The sequence below is a fragment of the Mucilaginibacter aquaedulcis genome, assembly GCF_030409325.1.
GTDB lineage: Bacteria > Bacteroidota > Bacteroidia > Sphingobacteriales > Sphingobacteriaceae > Mucilaginibacter > Mucilaginibacter aquaedulcis.
Map to the genome: position 1 here is coordinate 872,940 of NZ_JAUFPR010000004.1, position 22,070 is coordinate 895,009.

At 43.9% G+C, this 22,070-nt stretch carries 19 protein-coding genes; 4 read left to right on the forward strand and 15 right to left on the reverse strand.

The features are described from left to right. Positions 1-7: 7 nt before the first annotated feature. The 6 genes from QWZ01_RS22130 to QWZ01_RS22155 form a co-directional block, all read right to left on the reverse strand. Entirely contained in the window at positions 8-1,792 is a 1,785-nt protein-coding gene (locus tag QWZ01_RS22130; protein WP_290327221.1) for a DUF885 domain-containing protein, read from the reverse strand. 36 nt (positions 1,793-1,828) lie between these two features. After that, complete coding sequence (locus QWZ01_RS22135; RefSeq protein WP_290327223.1) at positions 1,829-2,083, reverse strand: Txe/YoeB family addiction module toxin; 255 nt, start codon at positions 2,081-2,083, stop codon at positions 1,829-1,831. Further along, a complete protein-coding gene (locus QWZ01_RS22140; RefSeq protein ID WP_290327225.1) occupies positions 2,083-2,334 on the reverse strand; it encodes a type II toxin-antitoxin system Phd/YefM family antitoxin in 252 nt (83 codons plus the stop codon). The genes QWZ01_RS22135 and QWZ01_RS22140 overlap by 1 nt, the downstream gene beginning before the upstream one ends. A gap of 89 nt (positions 2,335-2,423) precedes the next feature. Beyond that, a complete protein-coding gene (gene uvrA, locus QWZ01_RS22145) occupies positions 2,424-5,270 on the reverse strand; it encodes an excinuclease ABC subunit UvrA (RefSeq protein ID WP_290327836.1) in 2,847 nt (948 codons plus the stop codon). Between the two features lie 542 nt (positions 5,271-5,812). After that, positions 5,813-6,376, reverse strand: a complete 564-nt coding sequence (locus QWZ01_RS22150; protein ID WP_290327227.1) for a dihydrofolate reductase family protein — start codon at positions 6,374-6,376, stop codon at positions 5,813-5,815. 419 nt (positions 6,377-6,795) lie between these two features. Further along, positions 6,796-7,578: a lytic transglycosylase domain-containing protein gene (locus QWZ01_RS22155; protein ID WP_290327229.1), complete on the reverse strand. Its 783-nt coding sequence runs from the start codon at positions 7,576-7,578 to the stop codon at positions 6,796-6,798. Positions 7,579-7,809: 231 nt separating this feature from the next. Between QWZ01_RS22155 and QWZ01_RS22160 the strand changes: the two genes are divergently transcribed. Both QWZ01_RS22160 and QWZ01_RS22165 read left to right on the forward strand, forming a co-directional pair. Further along, positions 7,810-9,342 (forward strand): pseudouridine synthase, encoded by a 1,533-nt coding sequence (locus tag QWZ01_RS22160; RefSeq protein ID WP_290327231.1) that lies wholly within the window; start codon positions 7,810-7,812, stop codon positions 9,340-9,342. A 75-nt stretch (positions 9,343-9,417) separates the two neighbouring features. Further along, positions 9,418-10,560 carry a lactonase family protein gene (locus QWZ01_RS22165; protein WP_290327233.1) on the forward strand — a complete coding sequence of 381 codons (1,143 nt, stop codon included), beginning with the start codon at positions 9,418-9,420 and terminating at the stop codon, positions 10,558-10,560. A gap of 157 nt (positions 10,561-10,717) precedes the next feature. Here QWZ01_RS22165 and QWZ01_RS22170 read toward each other — a convergent pair whose 3' ends face one another. From QWZ01_RS22170 to QWZ01_RS22180, 3 genes are all read right to left on the reverse strand, one after another. After that, positions 10,718-11,200, reverse strand: coding sequence for a hypothetical protein (locus tag QWZ01_RS22170; protein WP_290327235.1), 483 nt, complete (start codon positions 11,198-11,200; stop codon positions 10,718-10,720). Positions 11,201-11,454: 254 nt separating this feature from the next. Next, entirely contained in the window at positions 11,455-12,033 is a 579-nt protein-coding gene (locus QWZ01_RS22175; protein ID WP_290327237.1) for a non-canonical purine NTP diphosphatase, read from the reverse strand. 45 nt (positions 12,034-12,078) lie between these two features. Beyond that, positions 12,079-12,660: a hypothetical protein gene (locus QWZ01_RS22180; RefSeq protein ID WP_290327239.1), complete on the reverse strand. Its 582-nt coding sequence runs from the start codon at positions 12,658-12,660 to the stop codon at positions 12,079-12,081. A 181-nt stretch (positions 12,661-12,841) separates the two neighbouring features. Here QWZ01_RS22180 and QWZ01_RS22185 point away from each other — a divergent pair, with 181 nt between their 5' ends. Both QWZ01_RS22185 and QWZ01_RS22190 read left to right on the forward strand, forming a co-directional pair. Continuing rightward, positions 12,842-14,323, forward strand: coding sequence for a peptidylprolyl isomerase (locus tag QWZ01_RS22185; RefSeq protein ID WP_290327241.1), 1,482 nt, complete (start codon positions 12,842-12,844; stop codon positions 14,321-14,323). Positions 14,324-14,328: 5 nt separating this feature from the next. Continuing rightward, entirely contained in the window at positions 14,329-15,291 is a 963-nt protein-coding gene (locus QWZ01_RS22190) for an AAA family ATPase (protein ID WP_290327243.1), read from the forward strand. 479 nt (positions 15,292-15,770) lie between these two features. Here the strand turns inward: QWZ01_RS22190 and QWZ01_RS22195 are convergent, their stop codons facing one another. The 6 genes from QWZ01_RS22195 to QWZ01_RS22220 form a co-directional block, all read right to left on the reverse strand. Next, positions 15,771-16,637 (reverse strand): Cif family virulence factor, encoded by an 867-nt coding sequence (locus QWZ01_RS22195; RefSeq protein ID WP_290327245.1) that lies wholly within the window; start codon positions 16,635-16,637, stop codon positions 15,771-15,773. A 279-nt stretch (positions 16,638-16,916) separates the two neighbouring features. Further along, complete coding sequence (gene cysS, locus QWZ01_RS22200) at positions 16,917-18,380, reverse strand: cysteine--tRNA ligase (RefSeq protein WP_290327247.1); 1,464 nt, start codon at positions 18,378-18,380, stop codon at positions 16,917-16,919. Between the two features lie 88 nt (positions 18,381-18,468). Then, positions 18,469-19,311 carry an NAD-dependent epimerase/dehydratase family protein gene (locus tag QWZ01_RS22205; protein ID WP_290327249.1) on the reverse strand — a complete coding sequence of 281 codons (843 nt, stop codon included), beginning with the start codon at positions 19,309-19,311 and terminating at the stop codon, positions 18,469-18,471. Positions 19,312-19,324: 13 nt separating this feature from the next. Further along, entirely contained in the window at positions 19,325-20,440 is a 1,116-nt protein-coding gene (locus QWZ01_RS22210; protein WP_290327251.1) for an endonuclease/exonuclease/phosphatase family protein, read from the reverse strand. Next, the gene (locus QWZ01_RS22215; protein ID WP_290327253.1) at positions 20,430-21,308 is read right to left on the reverse strand and encodes a rhomboid family protein; all 879 of its coding nucleotides are present in this window, start codon (positions 21,306-21,308) and stop codon (positions 20,430-20,432) included. Before QWZ01_RS22215 ends, QWZ01_RS22210 begins: the two co-directional genes overlap by 11 nt. A gap of 33 nt (positions 21,309-21,341) precedes the next feature. Continuing rightward, positions 21,342-22,055 (reverse strand): rhomboid family intramembrane serine protease, encoded by a 714-nt coding sequence (locus QWZ01_RS22220; protein ID WP_290327255.1) that lies wholly within the window; start codon positions 22,053-22,055, stop codon positions 21,342-21,344. Positions 22,056-22,070: the final 15 nt, after the last annotated feature.

The window sequence follows — 22,070 nt, forward strand, 5'->3', positions numbered from 1 at the left end:
TATTCACTTATTGCTTGGCAGCCCAGGCATTCATTTTACCTTCAAATACGGCAAGGGGCATAGCGCCATCTTTTAAAACCTGGTTATGGAACTCGGCCAGGTTAAACTTGCTGCCTAATTGTTTTTCGTATTTGGTACGGAGCTCACGAATTTTCAGCGCCCCTATTTTGTAGCCCAAGGCCTGGCCAGGAATAGCCATGTAACGCTCAATTTCGGCAGTTGCACCTTGCTCACTGATGGCTTCGTTATCCATCATATATTTAATGGCCTGTTCGCGGGTCATACCTTTGGTGTGGATGGCAACATCAACCACCAGGCGAATGGCGCGGTGTATCTCATCGCCAAGGGCTCCCATATATTGGTAAGGATCGGTATACAGGCCCAGCTCCTTACCTAACGATTCGCAGTACAGTGCCCAGCCTTCTACATAAGCATTTTCGCCGCCATCAAACCGGCGGAATTTAGGGAGTGATTCGTTTTCCTGAGTTAATGAGATCTGGTAATGGTGGCCCGGAATAGCCTCATGTAAGAATAAAGATTCCATGCCCGAAGTGATGTTGAACTTAGTGGCATCCAGTATCGGTACATAAAATATACCCGGCCTTGTGCCATCTGCCGATCCGGCGTTGTACTCGGCACTTGCGGATGCTGCACGGAAAGCCTCGGTTTGCCTGATCTCGAAAGGAGTTTTGGGCACGTGGTTAAACATTTTTTCGAGGTTTGGCTCCATGCGCTTGTGTATGTTCTCGAACGCAGCCAAAACTTCTTTAGGCGTTTTGTAAGGGGTAAACTTAGGGTCGGTTTTCATGTATTCAAAAAACGCTTTCAGGTCGCCTTTAAACCCAACGCTGGTTTTGATGCTATCCATAATACCACGAATACGGCTCACTTCTTTCAGGCCGGTCTGGTAAATTTCTTCGGGAGTTTTATCAGTGGTGGTTTGCTGTTTTACCAGGTAAGTATACTTGGCAGCCCCATCAGGCAGTGCCGAAAAGCCCGAAGTGCTGCGCGCGTGCGGCAGGTATTCTGTTTTCAGATAATCAGCCAGTTTTTTATAGGTTGGCGAAATAGTGGAGGTGATAGCTTTTTTATAAGCTTCGGTCAGTTGTTTTTTATCGGCATCAGAAAAATCTTTTGGCAGGTTGGTGATCGGGCCGTAAAACAAGCTTTTGGTTGGGTCGGTAACCACCACAAGGTCCTGCAACTCGGGGATGGCTTTTACTACCAGTGCCTTAGGTAAAACCACTCCGGCTTTGATACCCTTGTTAAAGTTATTGATAGCGGTATCGGCCCAAACCGCAAATGCCGAAACACGTTTCAACCAATCATTATAATCCTTAACGGTTTTAAAGGGCTGCGCTCCCGACCCAGAACCCAGCTGACCCATAGTAAGCGGCAAGGCATAAAACTGGTTAAAGGGCATGTATTCAAAATGCTGAGCAAAGCCATCTAATGAAAGTTGTACCTCATAAGTAAAAATATCGTACGAAAGCTGGTCGGCCTCGTTCAGATCCTCCCGGTTAAAATGTTTTACCTGTGCCAGATAGTTGGTATAAAATGCCTTGTCCTTGGCTATAAACTCTGTCGAACCATCATTGGGTAACTGATCGTTATAGCGATTATCGCCAATATAGGTGGCACTAAGCGGGTTTAATTTGAGCGACTCTTCAAAGTAGTTATCAAATACTTTGGCCAGTTCTTTATTATCAGCTTTTGCGGTGCCGGCGGTTTTGGGCTGCTTACAGGCTGCCAATGCAGCCGCGGCAAAAAGATATAGGAAGGCTTTCTTCATTTTAGTGATGCTTTACAGTAAAGCTACTAAAATGGTTTAATAATGGTAACGGCACTGCAATATGAAAATAGCATCATTTTCAACTTTATATACCAGGCGATGCTCCAAGTTAATTCTGCGCGACCACCAGCCGGCTAAGCTGTGTTTTAATGGCTCGGGTTTGCCGCTGCCTTCATAAGGGGTGCGCTCTGTTTCCTTAATTAAAGCGTTGATCTTTTTCAGGACAGATTTATCTGTAGCTTGCCAATATAAATAGTCGTCCCAGGCTGGGCTCATGAAAATTATCTTCATTAGTCAATGAGATTCTTTTCCTCTCCTAAGCCTTTTTCATATTCTTCAATACCTTTAAAAAGTCGTGAAGCATTTGCCGGATTTTTTAGCAGGTAAAAAGTTTCTTCCATACTTTCATAATCGGCCTTTGAAATTACGACTACATCATCGCCTGTGGTACTGGTAACCAGCAGTGGCTTGTGGTCATTACGTACTTTGTCCAGGAACGATTTTAGCTGTTGCCTGAAAGCTGTATAGGTGGTGATCTCCATTAGTTATTAATTCTACATAAAGATATAAAACCAAAACAACATGTACAATTTATTGTACATGTTGTTTTTAAAGATGGTAATATGACTATTTACTTTATCCCCATTTCCTTTTTCAGGAACTGGCCGGTGAAGCTGTTTTTTACTTTACACAAACCTTCGGGTGTGCCTGAAAACAGGATGTTGCCACCGCCCGAGCCGCCTTCGGGGCCAAGGTCAATTACGTGATCAACTACCTTGATTACATCAAGGTTATGTTCTATGACCAGTACGGTATTACCTTTATCAACCAGTTGATAAAGTACGCCCAATAGTACGTTGATATCTTCAAAATGAAGCCCTGTTGTAGGTTCATCCAATATATAAAAAGTGTTGCCGGTATCTTTTTTAGATAGCTCGGTAGCCAGTTTAACGCGCTGCGCCTCGCCACCTGAAAGCGTGGTTGATGACTGCCCTAAAGTGATATAACCCAAGCCAACATCGTTCAAGGTTTTTACTTTGCGATAGATGGATGGGATATGCTCAAAAAATGGCGTAGCATCCTCAATACTCATATCCAGCACATCGCTGATGGATTTGCCGCGGTAGCGTACCTCCAGTGTTTCGCGGTTGTACCTGCGACCTCCGCATTCTTCGCAAGGTACCTGTACATCAGGTAAAAAGTTCATTTCTATCACCTTCATGCCGGCACCCTGGCAGGTTTCGCAACGGCCGCCTTTTACGTTAAAGGAAAAGCGACCAGGCTTATAACCCCTGATGCGCGACTCGGGCAGGGCCACAAACAGGTTACGGATATCGGAGAAAACACCGGTATACGTAGCCGGGTTTGAGCGCGGGGTACGGCCAATAGGTGTTTGATCTATCTCGATAACTTTATCAATATTCTCCAGGCCCTCAATTTTTTCGTAAGGAAGCGGTTGCTTTTTGGCCCTGAAAAAATGGTGGTTGAGGATAGGGTACAGCGTTTCAGTAATTAAGCTTGATTTGCCGCTGCCTGATACCCCTGTAATGCCGATGAGCTTGCCCAGCGGGAAATCGACCGAAACTTTTTTGAGGTTATGGCCGGTAGCCTTTTTAAGGCTCAGTGTTTTGCCATTGCCTTCCCTCCTTTTTTCGGGGATGGCTATGGAGCGTTCGCCATTAATATAGCTGGTGGTCAGGGTATGCTCGGCCATGAGTTGGGCAGGTGTGCCTTCTGCAACAACCTGGCCGCCATGTACACCCGCAGCCGGGCCCATATCAATTACGTGGTCGGCCTCCAGTATCATATCCTTATCGTGTTCAACTACCAAAACAGTATTGCCGAGGTCGCGCAGGTTTTTGAGCGCGTTTATCAGCCGTTCGTTATCGCGCTGGTGCAGGCCGATGCTGGGCTCGTCCAAAATATACATCACATTCATTAATTGCGAACCTATCTGCGTAGCCAGCCTTATGCGCTGTGCCTCGCCGCCCGAAAGCGTTTTGGCGGTACGGTCAAGTGTTAAATAGCTTAAACCAACATCCAACAAGAACACGATGCGGGCACGGATCTCTTTTAATATCTCTTTTGCAATAACGTTCTGACGTTCGGTAAGCCTGTCTTCCAGGTTGGTGAACCACTCCTGCAGGGTACGGATATCCATACAGGCCAGTTCAAATATATTTTTGTTATCAACCTTAAAATGTAACGATTCTTTTTTGAGCCTTGCGCCGTCACAAACCGGGCAGGTTCTGAGCACGCGATAATTTTCCATATCGTCCATACCCTCATCGCCGCGGCGTTCCTGCTGCTCTTCCAACATGCGGATGATACCATCAAAGGTTATCTGGTAACTTTGTACATTCCACTTGTTGTACTCCACAGCCACGGTTATCATATCCGGCGAGCCGTTCAGAATAATATCCAGCTGTTCGCGGGTTAGTTTTTCTATCGGTGTAGATAGCGAGAACTCATATTTTTTGGCCAGCGATTTCAACACCTGGAAAATCCATGTTTCGCGGTATTCGCCAATAGGTGCCAAACCACCGTTCAGGATGCTGAGCTTAGGGTTAGGGATAACCGATGCCTCATCAACCTCAAAAATATAACCCAGGCCGTTACATTTTTCACAAGCGCCATAAGGCGAGTTGAACGAAAATGTATTTGGCTGAGGTTCATCATAGGAGATGCCCGATACAGGGTCCATCAGGTACTTGCTGTAATAGGCTACGTTATTGTCCTTATCGCCCACGCGGATGATGCCCTTGGCAATTTTCAGGGCGGCCTGTACGGATGTATATAAACGCTTGCTATCTTTTTCAGACACCACGAGGCGGTCAACCACAATGTCAATATCATGGATCTTGTACCTGTCCACCTGCATTTTGGGTTCCACATCGGCCATGGCGCCATCTATCCAAACCTTTAAATACCCTTGTTTGCGGATGGATTCAAAAAGCTCACGGTAGTGGCCTTTACGGGCCTTTACTACCGGCGCCAGTATGTTTACCGGTTGCCCGTCGAACTTTTCGGTAATGGTTTTCAGGATCTGGTCTTCGCTCATGCGCTCCATCTTTTCGCCGGTGGTATAGGAGTATGCGTCGCCGGTACGGGCAAAAAGTAAGCGCATAAAATCATATATCTCGGTGATGGTGCCTACGGTTGAACGTGGGTTTTTGCTGGTTGTTTTTTGCTCAATGGCAATAACCGGGCTCAGGCCAGATACCTTATCCACATCGGGGCGTTCCATACCGCCCATGAACTGACGCGAGTAGGCCGAAAATGTTTCCATATAACGGCGCTGCCCCTCGGCATAAATGGTATCAAAGGCCAATGACGATTTTCCGCTGCCGCTGAGGCCGGTGATCACCACCAGCTTGTTGCGCGGAAAAGAAACGTCGATATTTTTTAAGTTATGTACCCTGGCGCCATAAACTTCAACTTCGCTTTGTTCGCCCAGGTCAACAGTTATTTCGTTCATCATGTATTATCGGTACCAAATTTTATTAACCCGGGTAAGCGGGTGTAGTTTTAAAAGCTTGTATAAATTGTGTGCGAGATAGGAGCCTTTAAAAGCAATGCTAAAAAATTACGCAAAGATACAGAAAATTGATGTGGATTTTATGCTAAGCATGTCAGGATAAGGTTAATATTTAGAGGAGGTTGATTGATGGGTCGTAATGAAGATTACTCCTTAGGAGTAAAAGCGTTGTAGCCAAACAAAGTGATAAAAAGAGCATGCCGTAGGTATGCAATCTGAGTTTAGTACCTACGCCACTTGATTAAAACATTTGATTTGTTACAAAGCTTTAACCCCGATGGGGGTTTATCACTGTCATCTCGAACGAACGGAGTGAGGAGAGATCTTATGTGCTTAGTATTCAATGTATTTAAGGTTTCTTCTCACTCCGTTCGTGCGAGATGACAATAAAGGTAAAATGTTCTACTGTATGCTGTCCGAAGTCAGAGACTTCGGACAGCATACAGTAGTAATAAATGGGATGTGATAAATAGGAAGCCAGCTTATGCCGGCAGGTATTTAAGGAGGATCTTATTTTTATAAGTGATAGAATCATCCAAGTTCAATATTTTTTTCTCTTTAAATATAGAGAGTCCGCTCCCGATGGCAACCGGGTTAAGGAAGATATAATATTCGTCAACAAGGTTAAGGCTGATGAGCGAAGTGGCGAAGCGGGCACCGCCATAAACCATAATATCCTTGCCATCTTCATTTTTAAGTTTCTGTATGGCAGTGGCCAGATCGCCGCTCTCTACTTCTAAGTTCCGACCTTTGATGTCGGCTTGGGTACGACTGAAAGCGATTTTGCGCAGGTTTACCATGCGTTGTGCCAACGGTATTTCGGGGCTGTCGGGCTTGGTATCAACCACACTTTCCCAGTAATTGCAAAACTCCTGGGTCATACCGCTGCCCAGTATAATAATATCGCAGCTGTCGGCCAGTTCAATCACTTTATCACGTGCGGCTTCATCAGGAGCACCGGATGCCCACATCCAGTCTAACTCACCATTAGGGCCTGCAACAAAACCATCAAGGGTCATTTGTACCTGTAACTTTAATTTTCTCATAATGATATTAGTTTAATAGATTGATCGTGTGTTAGCTTGTATAACAAATATCAGTAAACAGATGTTTAGATAAGGGGTATGATTACGACAAAACAGGAGGTGTTTTGCGCAAAAGGGAACCTTGCCGTAAATCCCGGATGGTTTGAAGAATACAAGAAAACTTTCCTATCAACTCACCCCAAGATCGCTGCGCTTGTCACCCCTCTCTCCGCTTCGCGCATAAAGGGGTTTTTCCCGGCCCTCTTTCCAGCGAAGCTGAAGAGAGGGTGGTCCAGCGAAGCGCAGACCGGGTGAGTAAACTACGCCATGCAATTTTAAAATTAACCGCATAAAAAAAAGCCAGCCTTCCGTCCTGGAAAGCTGGCTTGGGGGTGCTCCGTAATGTAACCTTTAATTAAAGATGATGATGAATATCAGTGTTAATTAAAGTTCAGCAATTGAGAAGGTTGGGTAAACGCGTAATAGTTGTTGTACCCGTACTCCTTTGGTTGCTGGATAATTGCTTTCATGGCAATAAGCTTGTAAATGTATGAACCGGTTTCGCGGTTCAGGCTCATGCGGAAATAATTATCTTCATTTTGTTTGTTAATAGCTTTTTCCAGCTTAATGGAGCCGTTGTTGTAAGCGGCTGCCGCCAGTGTCCAGCTATTGAATTCACCGTATAGTTCTTTGATATACTTGCAGGCCGCAATGGTTGATTTACGCAGGTTGTTACGTTCATCAACACCGTGACCCACTTTTAGTCCGTAAGTACGTGCTGTGCCTGGCATAAATTGCCAAAGGCCGCTTGCTCCTTTTGGTGAAGTACCTGATTGCAGGCCCGATTCCACCAGCGGGATGTACTTAAAATCATCTGGTATGCCATAAACCTTTAAAATGGGTTCAATAATAGGGAACCATTTTTCGGCCTTACGATGCAGTACGTTTGATTGCACGCTTTTAAACGAGTGTTTTCTTAACGAAACATTCAGTTTGCGCGTAACCCGGGCATCGTTTAATGGCAAAGCTTCATTTGCAAAATTGTATGCATTTGCAGTGCTTTTTATAAAAATAAATTTAGTAGTACGCTTGCCAACATTTTCGCTTTTTACAAGCTTTTCGGTGAAGGTTGTGCCGAAAATGTTAAGCATTGAAATGAGAACCAGCACCAGCATTACGGAGCACGTAAGTAAGTGTTTTTTGATCATTTCTTTTTTTATCATTAACTATACATTTGGTATAATGTGTTGCAAAGGTATGTTATATTGGGCACATTATCAAATACTTAGCTTTTTGGCTTGAATTTCCAGAGCGTTTTTTGGTTCAAAAACGGGGTTTAAAACTGTTTAAAGATAGTTTTTGAACCGTATAAAATTTTTGATCTTTTTGGTTATATTTTGCCAAAAAAGCGTATCTTTGACCCTCACGCTGCGAAAGCGCAAAACAAAAAAAATATGGTATTCAAGAGACCAACAGGTAGTCGCGACGACAATCCAAAAAGAACAACCGGCCGTAGCTCACGAAGCGAGGACAAACCCAAAAGACCCGCAACAGCTAAAGGCAAAGCCACTCCAAACGGAGAAAAAAAGAAATTCACAAAGCCTGAACCAAAATCATTTCAAAGCAACCGTTTTAGCGACGATAAGTCTAAAAGCAGTTTTAGAGACAGCGCATCATCGGGCGACAGAAAATCAACAGGCAGATCAAAACCTTATTCAGGACGCCCGTCCGGCGAAAGCACTTTCAGAAGCGGCGCACCGGCAGGCGATAAAAAATCATTTACACCACGCAACAAACCATACTCGGGCAGGCCAACAGGCGGCGATGACGAAAGACCAAAAAGAAATTTCGGCTCAAGCTCAGCAGGTGAAAGGAAACCATACACAGGCAGGCCATCATCTGATGAAGGCGAAAGACCAAAAAGAAGCTTTGGCGCTGGTTCAGCTCCAGAAAAGAAAGCATATTCATCTCCACGTACCCGCAACTCAAATTTTGACGACAGACCTAAAAGGAGCTTCGGCGCTGAAGGTGCCGGCGATCGTAAATTTGAAGGTGGTTCAAGAGAACGTACAACTGATAAAAAGTTTAGTGAAAGACCAGCCGGCGGATTTAAAAAACGCGAAGGTACCGGATCTTTCAAAGATAAACCATATAACGCCGACAGACCACAACGCAAACCTACATATGATAAAATAACCCGCGACGAGAATGCCCCCGTTAAAACTTTACGCGGCCGCAAAAAAACGGCAGAGCCTAAAGCTAAAGACGATGGCCTGATTCGCCTGAACCGTTACATTTCAAACGCGGGTATCTGCTCGCGCCGCAAGGCCGACGAGCTGATCATTGCCGGTGTGGTTATGGTGAACGGTGTAGTAGTTGATGAACTGGGTGCCAAAATTGATCCGGCTAAAGACGAGATCAAATACAATGGCGAAACCCTGCGCCGTGAAAAAATGGTTTATGTATTGTTAAATAAGCCTAAAGATTATATCACTACTACCGAAGACCCTCAGGAACGCCGTACCGTAATGCACCTGGTTGAAAAAGCCACCAAAGAGCGTATTTACCCTATCGGTCGTTTAGACAGGAACACTACCGGTTTATTATTGATGACCAATGATGGCGAACTGGCCGATAAGCTATCGCACCCACGCAGCAACATCAGCAAATTATACCAGGTTGAATTAAGCAAAAGCTTAACCCAGGGCGATCTGAACAAGATTGGTTTTGGTATTGAACTGGAAGATGGTTTAATAAAACCCGATTCCGTATCGTACGTAGCCGGTGGTTCAAAAAGAGAAGTAGGTATACAGATACACAGCGGTAAAAACCGTATTGTGCGCCGTATATTTGAAAGCTTGGGTTATGAGGTAGTTAAGCTTGACAGGGTGGTTTATGCCAACCTTACCAAGAAAGACTTACCGCGCGGCAGGTGGCGCCATCTTGATGAAAAAGAGATTATACAACTGAAACATTTAATAAAATAAAAAAAGGCCCTGACAAACAGGGCCTTTTTTGTTGGTTTTATTAACTTGCGCAGTATATAACCAATTTCATCTCACATGAAAAAAATTGTTCTGATCATTGCGCTGTTGTCGCCTTTGTTTACTTATGCGCAAAATAAACCAAGCAAAAAAAAGGGACCTGCCACTTATGACCTTATTATAGGTACTTATACCACGGGTTCAAGTAAAGGTATAGCCGTTTACCGGTTTTATGCCGAAAACGGCAGGCTGGCCTATCTGAGCCAGATTGATGGCGTTACCAATCCATCATATTTAACCTTAAGCAGCAATAACAAATTTATATACGCCGTAAACGAAACACCCAAGGGCGAGGTAAGCTCATTTTCGTTTGAGCCAAAAACGGGTAAGATCGAGCTTATCAATAAACAATCATCCGAAGGAGACGACCCATGTTATATAGCTGTTGATAAGGCGCAGAAAAATGTTTTTGTTGCCAACTACAGCAGCGGCAACGTAGTGGTATTGCCGGTAAATAAAGATGGTTCGCTGTCAAAAGCTATTCAAACGCTGCATGCCGATGGTCATGGCCCTAATAAGGAACGCCAGGAAGCAGCACATGCCCACATGTCAATCCTTAGTCCTGATGAAAAATATTTATTGTATAATGACCTCGGTACTGATAAGGTGAACGTACTGCGTTACCACGCATCTGGTGAAAAGCCACTTGAGCCGGCATCTACCCCGTTTGTAAGCGTTAAACCTGGTGATGGGCCAAGGCACATCGAGTTTTCGGCTGATAAGAAACACGCCTACCTGGTAACCGAAATGGGTTCAAACGTTTATGTATTTGATTACGACAACGGAAAGCTGAAAGAAAAACAAACTATTACCCTGCTGGCAGATAATTTTAAAGGGCAAACTGCAGGCGCGGCCATACACCTTTCGCCGGATGGACGTTTCCTGTATGCCTCAAACCGTTTAGAAACCAACGAAATCATTGTTTATGCCGTGAACCAGGAAACCGGCGAACTTACCTTTGTGCAGCGCATACCATCAATGGGTAAAAACCCACGCGACTTTGCCATTGACCCTACAGGGAAATTCCTGCTGGTAGCCAACCAGAACAGCGATAGCATATATGTATTGCGTATTGATAACGCTACCGGCAAACTAACGCCAACCGGTTCACGCCTTGACATCGGCAACCCGGTATGCCTGAAATTTGCACCAGCGCAGTAGAGTGGAGCGGGGAGTGAAGTGAGTGGAGAGTAGTGGAGAAATTTCTTTAAGAGCAATAAAAAAGGCGGCTATGATTTATAATCACAGCCGCCTTTTAGTGTAAGCGAAGCATACTTGCAATTACACGCATTGCTTCACTTCGCTCCTGCTCAACTCATTAATTAGCCTTGCTGAACGAGTAAATGATATATCCTGTTCCGCCGCCAATGGCAACAGGTGATTTTAGGGTCATGGATGAGCCATCGGCTTTGGCAATATCTAAACGGTAACCTTCGGCAACGTTTTTGGCTTTATCGCCTTCAAATAATTTTTTGAACTGAAACTGGGTGCCTGTTGTACCGCCATTATAAACCGACCAGAATATAGTTTGCGACGCACCGTTTGCTAAAGTATACAAACCATTGCCGCTGTTGGTTAATTTCCAGGTACTGCCTACAAAGGCTTCGGGTGGTGCCTGGTCAAATACATTTTGCACGGCATTTTGAACCAGTCCATCATAACTTACGTTGTTTAAGGTCCAGGTGCCCACAAATTTACCGCGCGATACATTGCTTGAAACCGTATTTTTCTGGCTCGAACAGGCCGACATAACAAACAAGATTGACAGGATTGCGATTGAGGTTTGAAATAGTTTTTTCATGACTGAGGTTATTTTAATGCATAAGAACATAAATCCTGCCAAATTTTTGTGCAGGTGCGAGGAACGGGATGCAAAGTAATCGCGAATTTGTCTGAACCACGATTTTGGGGATTAATGGATTTGCTTTTTAGATAATCGAGGCAATCCCTTAATCCCCAAAATCGTGGTTCAGACAATCTTCGCGGTTGCCACGCTCCGCTCGCAATGACATGTTTATTATTTACAATTAAGTTTGACTGAATTTGGTATAGCTCTTAATCAACCGTGCTCAAAAAAGCGATCAGCTGCTCCATGGCTTTGGCGCGGTGGCTGATGCTGTTTTTTTGTTCCATGCTCATTTCTGCAAAGGTTACGTTGTAGCCTTCAGGTTCAAAAATAGGATCGTAACCAAATCCTTCTGTTCCGCTTAGTTCGGTACGGATAGTGCCTTCCACAGCACCTTCAAAAAAATGCTCTTTGCCGTTCCATAGTAACGATATCACAGTGCGGAAACGTGCTTTGCGATTGGTTTGTCCGCTCAAGTTATGTAGCACCTTTTCAATATTGGCAGCATGGTTTCCATGTTCACCCGCGTACCTGGCCGAATAAACTCCTGGCTCGCCGTTTAGGGCATCTATCTCCAGGCCGCTATCATCGCCAAAGCAGTTGAGTTTGTATTTTTCAAAAATGTAATGGCTTTTTATTGAGGCGTTTTCATGAAAAGTAATACCGGTTTCTTCAATATCATCGGTACAGCCAATATCGCTGAGGGTTAAAAGCTCTATTTTATCGCCAACCTTGGCGGCTACTTCATCAAGTTTATGACGGTTATTGGTGGCGAAAACTAATTGCATTTTTGAGATTTTTGGATTTTAGGACGAAGGACTTTTTTGATTTTTTTAAAGTGTTTTCATTTGTTCCCAGAATGCTTTTTTGTTATCAACGCTGTTCATCATCTCGTCAAAGGCAAAGCTGTACAGGGTGTTAAGTCCATCCAACGCTTTTGGTATGTTCATGGGCAGTGATGCTATACCTTGCGGCATGGCGGTTTTTCCTAACAATAAAAGCCTGGTGGGTTTAAAAAAGCCGGTTATTTCGGCAAAGTTACTGTTGCTGTGGCTGGCCATATTAAGTATGGCAATATCATGCAGCTCCAATTCCTTGCGTTTCAATATATTTTGCAGGGCGGTTAAATGTGCTTCGGCAATAAATTCCAGGTCGGGGTAGTGTACCAGTATCAGGAAGTTTTTTAAGTTTTTGCCCAGATAATTAAAGTTAACCGGCTGCGTTTTTACTTCAGGTACAGCTTGTTCAATAACCGGGGCAGGGGTTGGTGTTTTTACTTCTGGCTCCGGGCTTGGTATGTTTGCGGGCTCGGGACTGCTTTTTTGCAAGTGCTCATACAAGGGTTTTTCGGTACCTAACAGGTATAATTCATCTTGTAACAGGTATTGCAGGGCGGCCGGGTTTTCAACTTTCACTTTAACAAATTTTAACCAAAAGTAGTTAAACCGTTTCAAGCTTTATAACCATATTAGCACAATTATAGGCTGCTGTAGTTAATTGCAATTTTTTGTTCAGCCATAATTGATAAATTTTACCGAAATTCGGAGTTTTTAACGGGCTACTGTTCCGTTTAGTTTAAGAGTATAAGAGCATTACATGAGAAAGTTAGGGATATTCGTTTTAAGTTTTATATTGATCATATCAGTTGCCCAGGCGCAAACCAAGGCCGATTCGGCTGCCAAAACGCCGGCAAAGGCTGATACTACATCCAAATTGGCCAAGGCCGATTCGGTTGTTGCTCCGGCAGGTCCGCGCCACACGCTTGATAAAATAGCTGCAGTTGTTGGTAACGCGCCAATACTGCAATCAGATATTGAAACACAGTATGCCCGTTTCCTGGTTGAAGGTAACCAGCCTAACTCTGATGTAAAGTGTAAAATATTACAGTCTCTGTTAACTCAAAAATTATTGGCACAACAGGCCGCTGTTGATAGTATCGACGTAAAAGACGATGAGGTTGACGCCAACGTTGACCGCAGAATGCGCGAAATGACTCAAAGGGCTGGTGGTCAGGAAAAATTGGAGGGCTTTTTAGGCCGTTCGGTTATTCAGTATAAGGATGAGATTCGCCCGGATATAAAAGAGCAGATGGTTGCACAGAAAATGCAGCAGCACATTACCGAGAAACTGAATGTTACTCCTCAGGATGTTAAAAAATACTTTGAAACACTACCTAAAGACAGCCTGCCATCATTTAACAAAGAGGTTGAGGTTGGTGAAATAGTTTTTCAACCGCAGTTGAATAAGGAAGAAAAAGAGCTTTATCGTGAAAAGGCAGAACAGCTGCGCGAAAGGGTTAAAAAAGGAGAAGACTTTGGAACCCTGGCCAGGCTTTATTCGCAGGATCCGGGCTCGGCAGCTGATGGTGGTGATGCTGGTTTTGGCGACAGAACTACCTGGGTAAAGGAATTTACTGCGAATGCCTTTAAGCTTAAAGCAGGCGAGATGTCGCCGGTTTTTGAATCGCCAGAGTATGGTTTCTTCTTTTTACAGGTTATTGAGCGCCGCGGCGAGCAGGTGCACGTAAGGCACATCCTGATCATGCCGGTAGTTACCCAGGCAAGTCTTGACCGTGCTAAGGTAAAGGCTGATAGTATTTATACGCTGTTGCAGAAAAACAAAAAGATTGATTTTTCAAGCGCGGCTGCTTATTACTCTGATGATAAGGAAACCAAGTACAATGGCGGTATGATGTTGAACGCCGAGAACGTTCAAACCCGTACAACCTTTATCCCTACCGATAAGCTTGACCCTAAAGTTGCCCTTACGGTTGATACCATGAAAATCGGTACCATTTCAAAACCCGATCTGTTTACCGAAGCCAATGGTAAAAAGAGCTATAAAATATTATACCTTAAATCGGCCACCGGCGCGCACAAGGCAAATTTAGAACAGGATTTTCCAAAGCTAAAGGATTATGCCTTTGAAGATAAAACCAATAAGATGATAAATCAGTGGTTTGATAAACGCAGAAAGGAAACCTTTATCAGAATTGACAGGGAATACCAATCATGCGATATACTTAAAAAATGGATCACTACACCAACTGCAACAACAACAGCGCAGGCTAAACCTTAATACATATGCAACACCGCTCTGATGTAGAAGCTGCCGATGCTTTAAAGGCGGCTTATCAGCAAATACGCTCCGAAATAGGTAAAGTTATTATTGGGCAGGATGAAGTGGTGAAGTTTGTATTGGTGTCTATATTCAGCAATGGGCACTGTTTGCTGGTTGGCGTACCGGGCCTGGCGAAAACCTTACTGGTGCAAACCGTGGCACGTGTGCTCGATCTGGATTTTAAACGTATTCAGTTTACTCCCGATCTGATGCCTTCAGACATTATCGGGTCGGAGATACTGGGCGAAGACAGGAATTTTAAATTTATACCCGGCCCGGTTTTTTCAAACATCATCCTGGCCGATGAAATAAACCGTACCCCGCCAAAAACGCAGGCCGCCCTTTTAGAGGCCATGCAGGAAAAAGCGGTTACCGCGGCGGGCGTTACCCACAAACTGGCTCAGCCGTTTTTTGTGCTGGCCACTCAAAACCCCATTGAGCAGGAAGGTACCTATCCCCTGCCCGAGGCCCAGCTTGACCGTTTTATGTTTAACGTAACGCTGAACTATCCTACCTTTCAGGAGGAACTGCAGGTTGTTAAAAATACCACCAGCACAGCGCACACCGATGTGAATAAAATATTGAATGCCCAGCAGATCATTTATTTTCAACAATTGGTACGCAATATCCCGGTTACAGATAATGTAATGGAATACGCCGTGAAACTGGTAGCAAAAACCCGCCCCAACACTCAATTTGCAAGCGCGCAGATCAATCGTTTATTAAGCTGGGGCGCTGGCCCAAGAGCTTCGCAATTCCTGATCCTGGGTGCCAAATGCCATGCAGTGATCAACGGAAAATACTCGCCCGATATTGAGGATATACAAGCCATAGCCAAGCCTATATTAAGCCACCGCATAGTACGCAGCTACCACGCCGAAGCTGAAGGCCTATCAGCCGATGATATTATAGAGCAGTTGTTTTAAGTGTTGTACAACACCAACAATGGCGTGAGATTGTCCGGATCAATACCAACAGCATTAAATTGTCATTGCGAGAAGGAACGACGAAGCAATCGCGAATTTGCCTGAACCAGGATTAAACAGATTTGCGAGATTAAATAATTTTATTTTATTATGTAATCGTGGTTCAGGCAAATTCGCGATTGCCACGCTTCGCTCGCAATGACAACAAATTGAAAATCTATTAAAATACCTTGTCATCCTGAAGAACGAAGGATCTATTAGCAAACCATGCATTTCGAAAGATAGGTGCTTCACTACGTTCAGCATGACAATCTTTTTAATAGGGCTGTCATCCTGAGCCTGTCGAAGGATAGTGCCGAGAGGCCTGCCCACCATGGTTCGACGTGGCTCACCATGACAGCCTTTTGTTTAATTGGTAAAACAAAAAAGGGGAGATGTGTTTCATACATCTCCCCTTTTTAATAGGTTAACAAACCCCGTTATTCGTTTTCCACAGCTGAAAATACTTCCAACAGGATATCCCATTTCTTGGTTTTGTCCAGCTCCCAAATGCGTACATAGTTATAGTTACCTACCACGTTGCCTTTGGTAATGCGGGCATGGCCATAGCTGTAAGCCAGGTCATTACTGCTTGAGCGGCCTGCGCTAACAGTTTCGGCGCTGATGGTGATGGCCTGGTTGTTAATAAATTTCATGATGGTATTAGGGCCGGTCATGGGTTCAAAACCAGGGAAATAATAACGGCCATCAGGGCTCAGGAACTCTTTATAGCTGGCCAGTGCCGAGATGGTTAACGAGTGGTTGAATATTTTATCGGTATTAACAATAATGCTTTTACCGGTGAATGGATCTTTACTTGGGCCGGTTCGCGGAGCAGTTGGCTCTTTAAAATCGGTTGGAGCATCGGCATCAGCTTCGGGGTGCTGTATACCCAGGTCAATAAGTAGTTTCAGTTTGTTTTCTGAATCGGCTCTCCAGATAGATACATAATCGCCATATACTTTTTCGTCGTCAGCCTTACCGTTCTGGTAAATGTACGGGCCGGCGGTAAATGCCAGATCGCCGTTGGCAGATATGCGGGCAAATTTTGGCACCCAGCTTAGCTTGCCAGCCTGTTTGTCAATTTTGCTGTAAAAGTCGGTTATTTTAACGGCATCGGGTTTAAAAACAATACCTTCAGGGTCGGCAACGGCTAAAAAGCCATCTTTAATCCCTTTACGTTCAACTAATTTATTAAAAGCTTCTTCGGCACTAACTACCTTATTTACTTGAGCAGGTGGTGTTGTTTGCGCTAAGGCAAAAACGCTATAGCCAATAAACGTAGCAGCTAATATTATTTTTTTCATGGTTGTATTAGTTTTGGGGCAATTTAGTAATAAATTTTAAGTCAGGATTATAATGTGGGCCACTGCAGGGGGCAAATACTCCCCTGGCATTGCAGCTTAATATATCATTATCTGAAACGGAGATGATTATGTTAAATTGTAAATGAGAGGAGTTTATCATGCAAAAATTGATACTCAACGCAGGTTATTTACCAAGCGCGTTGTTGTAATAACCTGATTATATTAATTATGTTTTGATAAAATATGATTGCTCCGCTCCCTGCAATTGTTACAACCCGTTTATGCTTTGGTCCAGTGTGTGCCGTCTTTACTGTCTTTCAGCTGGAAACCTATCTTGGCAAGGCCATCCCGTATCTTGTCAGACATGGCGTAGTCTTTATTTATCTTGGCTTCGCTGCGCAGATCAACCACAAAGTTCAATATGTTCGGCAGGTCATCATTGGCGGCCTGTTCATCCTTCAACCCCAGCACATCAATCACAAAGGTTTGCATCAGCGTTTTCAACAACTGTAAATTGGCCTCATCTATCTTCATTTTGCCGTCATTTACAGAATTGATGATTCTCGATGCCTCAAACAGTTCGGCAATAAGCACCGGGCTGTTAAAATCATCATTCATGGCAGCATAGCAGCGAGCCATCAATGGCTCTATCTCAATTTCGGTACTGGCCGATGTCTTTAATCCGTCAAGCAGAGCAAAAGCATTCATGAGGCGTTTAAAACCTTTTTCAGATGCTTCCATGGCTTCGTTACCAAAATCAAGCGTGCTGCGGTAATGTGCCTGCAGCATAAAGAACCTAACGGTCATAGGGCTGTAGCCCTTATTCAGTATGGAGTTGTTACCGGTAAAAAGCTCGTGCGGTAAAAAACTGTTACCTAATGATTTTGACATTTTTTGCCCGTTCACGGTAAGCATATTGGTATGTACCCAGTAGTTAGCCGGGTTTTTACCGCAGCATGCTACGTGCTGTGCAATTTCATTGGTATGGTGGGTAGGCACCAGGTCAATACCGCCGCCGTGTATATCAAACTGGTTGCCCAGGTATTTTTGGCTCATGGCCGAGCACTCCAAATGCCAGCCTGGAAAACCAACACCCCATGGTGATGGCCATTTCATCAGGTGTTCGGGTTTGGCCTTTATCCACAAGGCAAAGTCAAGCTTGCCATGTTTCTCTTCCTGGCCGCCCAGGGTACGGGTATTATTTAACAGATCTTCCAGGTTACGGCCGCTGAGTACGCCATAGTTTTTGGTTTTATTGTATTTCTCAACGTCAAAGTAAATGGTGCCATCAACCTCATAGGCATAGCCTTTTTCAAGTATCACTTTTACCAGCTCTATCTGCTCAATGATATGGCCGGTAGCGGTAGGCTCAATGCTTGGCGGCAGGGTATTCAGTATCTGCATTACCTCATGAAAACCAACGGTGTACTTTTGTACAATTTCCATAGGCTCCAGCTGTGCCAGCTTGGCTTTTTTTGATATTTTGTCTTCCCCCTCATCGCCGCCATCACCTTCCAGGTGACCGGCATCGGTTACGTTACGAACGTAGCGTACCTTGTAGCCGATTTGGGTAAGATACCTGAACATCAGGTCGAACGAAATATAAGTGCGGCAATTGCCTAAATGAACATCACTGTAAACGGTTGGGCCGCAAACATACATGCCAACATGCGGCGCGTTAAGCGGTTTAAATTCTTCTTTTTTACGTGTTAAAGTGTTGTAAACAAACAAATTTTGTTTCATGAGCGCAAACTTACGATTTTTTCAATTTCAAGCTAATATGCACCCTTTTAAATCTCCGGAGAGCCATGCAAATGTGACATTTATGATATTATTGTTGCAATAGGTATTCAAATGTGTATTTAGGTTGATAGTTGAGCATCCGGGTTGCTTTATCGCAAACATATACCCTGTCAATACTTTGAGGGAATATCCATTTTTTATGCTGATAAATATCCCTGGCCTGCGGAAAATATTGCAAAATGACATCCACAGGAGAATGTTTTAGCTCATATAGATCACCCTTGCCAAATGGCGAACCGCTGGAGATATTGAATACTTCAAAATCATTAAACCAAACATCCAGGCCTAACCTTAATGCCTCTGCACCATCGCGCTCATCAAGCCCGCGGTACAGGCGGTGGTTTATTTTAAGGTTATCACTCTCCGGTAAAAAGCGACCAACACGGTATACGCTTGCCTGCAAACCCTCTTTGTAGAAAAAATCCTTACAAAGCTGTTCGGTGGTTTGCTTGGTTATATCATAAATATCCCTTGGCTTTTCAATAAGCAATTCATCAACCCATACAGCCTTTTCGGCATCAATAAGGGCGCTGCCATATATGGAGGTGGTGCTGATGTATAAAAACTTATTTACCTTATTTTTAATACAAGCGTTCAGCAAATTCAATGTGCCTGTAATATTGGTATCAATAAATGCCTCACGCGGATAGTTTAGTTCGTAGTGCTTGCCATGCAGGGCTGCGGTGTGTATAATGGCATCAAAACCGGCGGTTATCTTTTCAACACTCGGTTTATCCTTAATATCAATTAATTCATGGGTTGTTGCCAATGGTATTACATCTATACCGTAAACATGGTGGCCATACGCTTTTAAATGATTTACTGTAGCCGAACTCAATTGCCCGGATGCCCCGGTGACCAAAACCTTCATAATTATTCAACTATTAATTGCTCAGCACCACATCGCTGCGCAGGGGATAATGGTCTGATAGTTTTTTTTCGATAATCTTGTAGGTCAGTACATCAAACTGCGGGCTGGCCATGATATAATCTATCTGGTAATTGGGGAAGTTGCCGTTATAGGTGCGCCCGAAGCCCGATCCCTTTTCGCGGAAGGCATTTTTCAAACCATCAGCCATTTGGTTAACTGCAAACGATGTTGGCGTATCATTAAAATCGCCGGCTATAAGGTAGGGGTATGGGCATTGAGCTGCATGCTCTTTTACCTTAAATACCTGTTCGCTCCGTTTAATGAAAGCTGTTTTTAGCTTACCGCCCAGCCTTTTGGTTGACTGCATATCGGCCTTGCCTTTTTTTGAAACGCTATCGAGGTACTTGTAGTCTTCAGGATCAAAATGAATAGATTGCAGGTGAACGCTGTACAGGCGGAATATTTTTGCACCCCTTTTCACATCAACGTATATACACTGGTTGTCTGATTTGAAATCCGAAAAGCGGATGAGGCCCTTGCCTACTATCGGAAACCTGGAGAATATGGCCATGCCGTAGGCTTCGGAACTGTTAAAATTGAAAGGCTCAAAATAATAATGCTGTGTGCCGATGATCCTGGTAATGGAATCGCGCATTTCATATGAGCCTTTATTTTTGGTGTAAAACTCCTGAAAATCTATAAGGTCGGGCTTTTGCTCGGTGATGAGGTTTAAAATTTCGTGCCGGGTTGATTCATCATTCCTTGATCCGTAACGCTTAAAACTGTGTACGTTGTAGGTCATCAGCCTGATAGTGTTATCCGTTCGGGGGCGTGCATTGCCCGAGTCTGAAAACCTGAAGCCTATATTGTTAAACAAAACATTGTATCCCACTAAAATGGTGCAGAGTGAAAGTAAAAACTGCCAGCGTTTACGCAGCAGCCAGTACAGCATCATGAGGCAATTGGTTACCAGCAGCACCGGATAGGCCAGGCCGAAAAAGGCGATGAGCCAAAATTTTTGCGGATTAACATGAGGCGCTAAATAGCTGATAAGCAAAGCCGCACAAAGCAACAGGTTTATCCATAACAGTATTGTACCTATAAAACTTCGTTTGCGTTTAACTTTCATTATTGCTTGCGCGGAATAAGATTTCTTTTTCCTGTTTGCTCAGGCTGTCGTAACCGGATTGTGATATTTTGTCTAATATACGGTCAATTTCTTCCTGGCGGGGATACTCCGCGCTGTTTTTACTGGTGTTTTTTACTACCACCTTTAATTTAGGACTCGATTTGAACAGGTTATTAACACCGCCTATCCAATCATGCCCTCTTTGCAATTGTTTAATATAAATAAAGCCCAGCAGCGCGCCACCCAGATGCGCTATTTCGCCGCCCGCGTTAGCACCTGCTATGCCTAAAAAGTCAATAACCAGTATAACAATAACCAGCCATTTTAATTTAACAGGGCCAAATAATATTAAGGATATGGTATAGTTAGGCAGCAAAGTAGCGGTTGCCACTACAATAGCCATAACACTGGCCGAGGCCCCAACCACAGGTACCAGCAACATAGCCGGATTGTGCGAAAAGGCCGGGAACAAGTTATAACATAATATAAAGAAAAAGGCACCTGCAAGGCCACCCATAATATAAAGGCCAATGGTGCGCTTGTTGCCCAGGTATTCTTCAAATATCTGCCCCATCAAGTACAGCCACAGCATATTGAACAGGATGTGCAAAATGCCCGCGTGCATGAACATATAGGTGAGTGGTGTCCAGAAACGGGTAAGCAGTTTGGGCAAATAGGCTGTGGTAGCCAGGTATTCATCGGCATAGGTGGCAATAATGCTCGGTTGGCCAAAACCCGTAAAAAGGTGTTCAATAACCGCGGGGATGTTGATAGCCAAATACACGATAACGTTGATAGCGATAAGCAGGTTTAACTTATTGCCCGAACGCAGCATTTTGTAATGAATATTTTGCCAGAGGGTACTCATAATTAAGTTCCGTTTAATTGATAACTACCGTTATTAATAAAAATTGTTTGGCCGTTGTAACCGCCAGTATTTTACCATGATATATCCCAAAATTGCCCCACCTAAGTGTGCAAAATGTGCCACAGAATCGCCCGAAAATTGTTTTACACCCAAAAATAACTCCAATACCACATATACCGGTATAATATATTTTGCTTTAATAGGCACCGGTAAAAACAGGATCATGAGTTCCATATTGGGGAACAACATTCCAAAGGCAATTAATAAACCAAATATTGCACCAGAAGCGCCAACAACGGGGGTATTATAAAGTTCATATAAACTTTGAGCCTTTGCCCCGTAAGCTAAATATGAAGAATCGAGCCCCGGATGTTGTATGGTGATACCGCCCGTAATGGCATGAACCTCTAAAGCCTGTACCAGCATTTGCAGTATAATGGCCCCAATACCGCAAATAAAATAAAAGCTCAGGAACTTTTTAGGCCCCATTGAATACTCCACTATCGGCCCGAAAGAAAACAGCGCGAACATGTTGAAAAAGATGTGCGCAAAGCCTCCATGCATAAACATGTAAGTGATCACCTCCCACAAACGAAAGTTGGGTGAATTAAAGTAGTAAACGGGTAAATATTTGATCACATCAGGGATAACGCTGCCCAGCGTGTAAGTACCTATGAAAAATAAAACGTTAATGATCAACAGGTTTTTTACAACCGGTGAAATATTTGCAAATGGTGATGAATTCATAGTTTATAAAAGCTC

Bases quoted from the DNA above. Each gene is read 5' to 3' on its own strand.
- uvrA (WP_290327836.1), bottom strand. From the start codon at position 5,270: ATGAACGAAATAACTGTTGACCTGGGCGAACAAAGCGAAGTTGAAGTT.
- QWZ01_RS22150 (WP_290327227.1), bottom strand. From the start codon at position 6,376: ATGAGAAAATTAAAGTTACAGGTACAAATGACCCTTGATGGTTTTGTT.
- QWZ01_RS22215 (WP_290327253.1), bottom strand. From the start codon at position 21,308: ATGAGTACCCTCTGGCAAAATATTCATTACAAAATGCTGCGTTCGGGC.
- QWZ01_RS22130 (WP_290327221.1), bottom strand. From the start codon at position 1,792: ATGAAGAAAGCCTTCCTATATCTTTTTGCCGCGGCTGCATTGGCAGCC.
- cysS (WP_290327247.1), bottom strand. From the start codon at position 18,380: ATGAAACAAAATTTGTTTGTTTACAACACTTTAACACGTAAAAAAGAA.
- QWZ01_RS22135 (WP_290327223.1), bottom strand. From the start codon at position 2,083: ATGAAGATAATTTTCATGAGCCCAGCCTGGGACGACTATTTATATTGG.
- QWZ01_RS22210 (WP_290327251.1), bottom strand. From the start codon at position 20,440: ATGAAAGTTAAACGCAAACGAAGTTTTATAGGTACAATACTGTTATGG.
- QWZ01_RS22220 (WP_290327255.1), bottom strand. From the start codon at position 22,055: ATGAATTCATCACCATTTGCAAATATTTCACCGGTTGTAAAAAACCTG.
- QWZ01_RS22155 (WP_290327229.1), bottom strand. From the start codon at position 7,578: ATGATAAAAAAAGAAATGATCAAAAAACACTTACTTACGTGCTCCGTA.
- QWZ01_RS22195 (WP_290327245.1), bottom strand. From the start codon at position 16,637: ATGAAAAAAATAATATTAGCTGCTACGTTTATTGGCTATAGCGTTTTT.
- QWZ01_RS22190 (WP_290327243.1), top strand. From the start codon at position 14,329: ATGCAACACCGCTCTGATGTAGAAGCTGCCGATGCTTTAAAGGCGGCT.
- QWZ01_RS22170 (WP_290327235.1), bottom strand. From the start codon at position 11,200: ATGAAAAAACTATTTCAAACCTCAATCGCAATCCTGTCAATCTTGTTT.
- QWZ01_RS22185 (WP_290327241.1), top strand. From the start codon at position 12,842: ATGAGAAAGTTAGGGATATTCGTTTTAAGTTTTATATTGATCATATCA.
- QWZ01_RS22165 (WP_290327233.1), top strand. From the start codon at position 9,418: ATGAAAAAAATTGTTCTGATCATTGCGCTGTTGTCGCCTTTGTTTACT.
- QWZ01_RS22175 (WP_290327237.1), bottom strand. From the start codon at position 12,033: ATGCAATTAGTTTTCGCCACCAATAACCGTCATAAACTTGATGAAGTA.
- QWZ01_RS22160 (WP_290327231.1), top strand. From the start codon at position 7,810: ATGGTATTCAAGAGACCAACAGGTAGTCGCGACGACAATCCAAAAAGA.
- QWZ01_RS22140 (WP_290327225.1), bottom strand. From the start codon at position 2,334: ATGGAGATCACCACCTATACAGCTTTCAGGCAACAGCTAAAATCGTTC.
- QWZ01_RS22205 (WP_290327249.1), bottom strand. From the start codon at position 19,311: ATGAAGGTTTTGGTCACCGGGGCATCCGGGCAATTGAGTTCGGCTACA.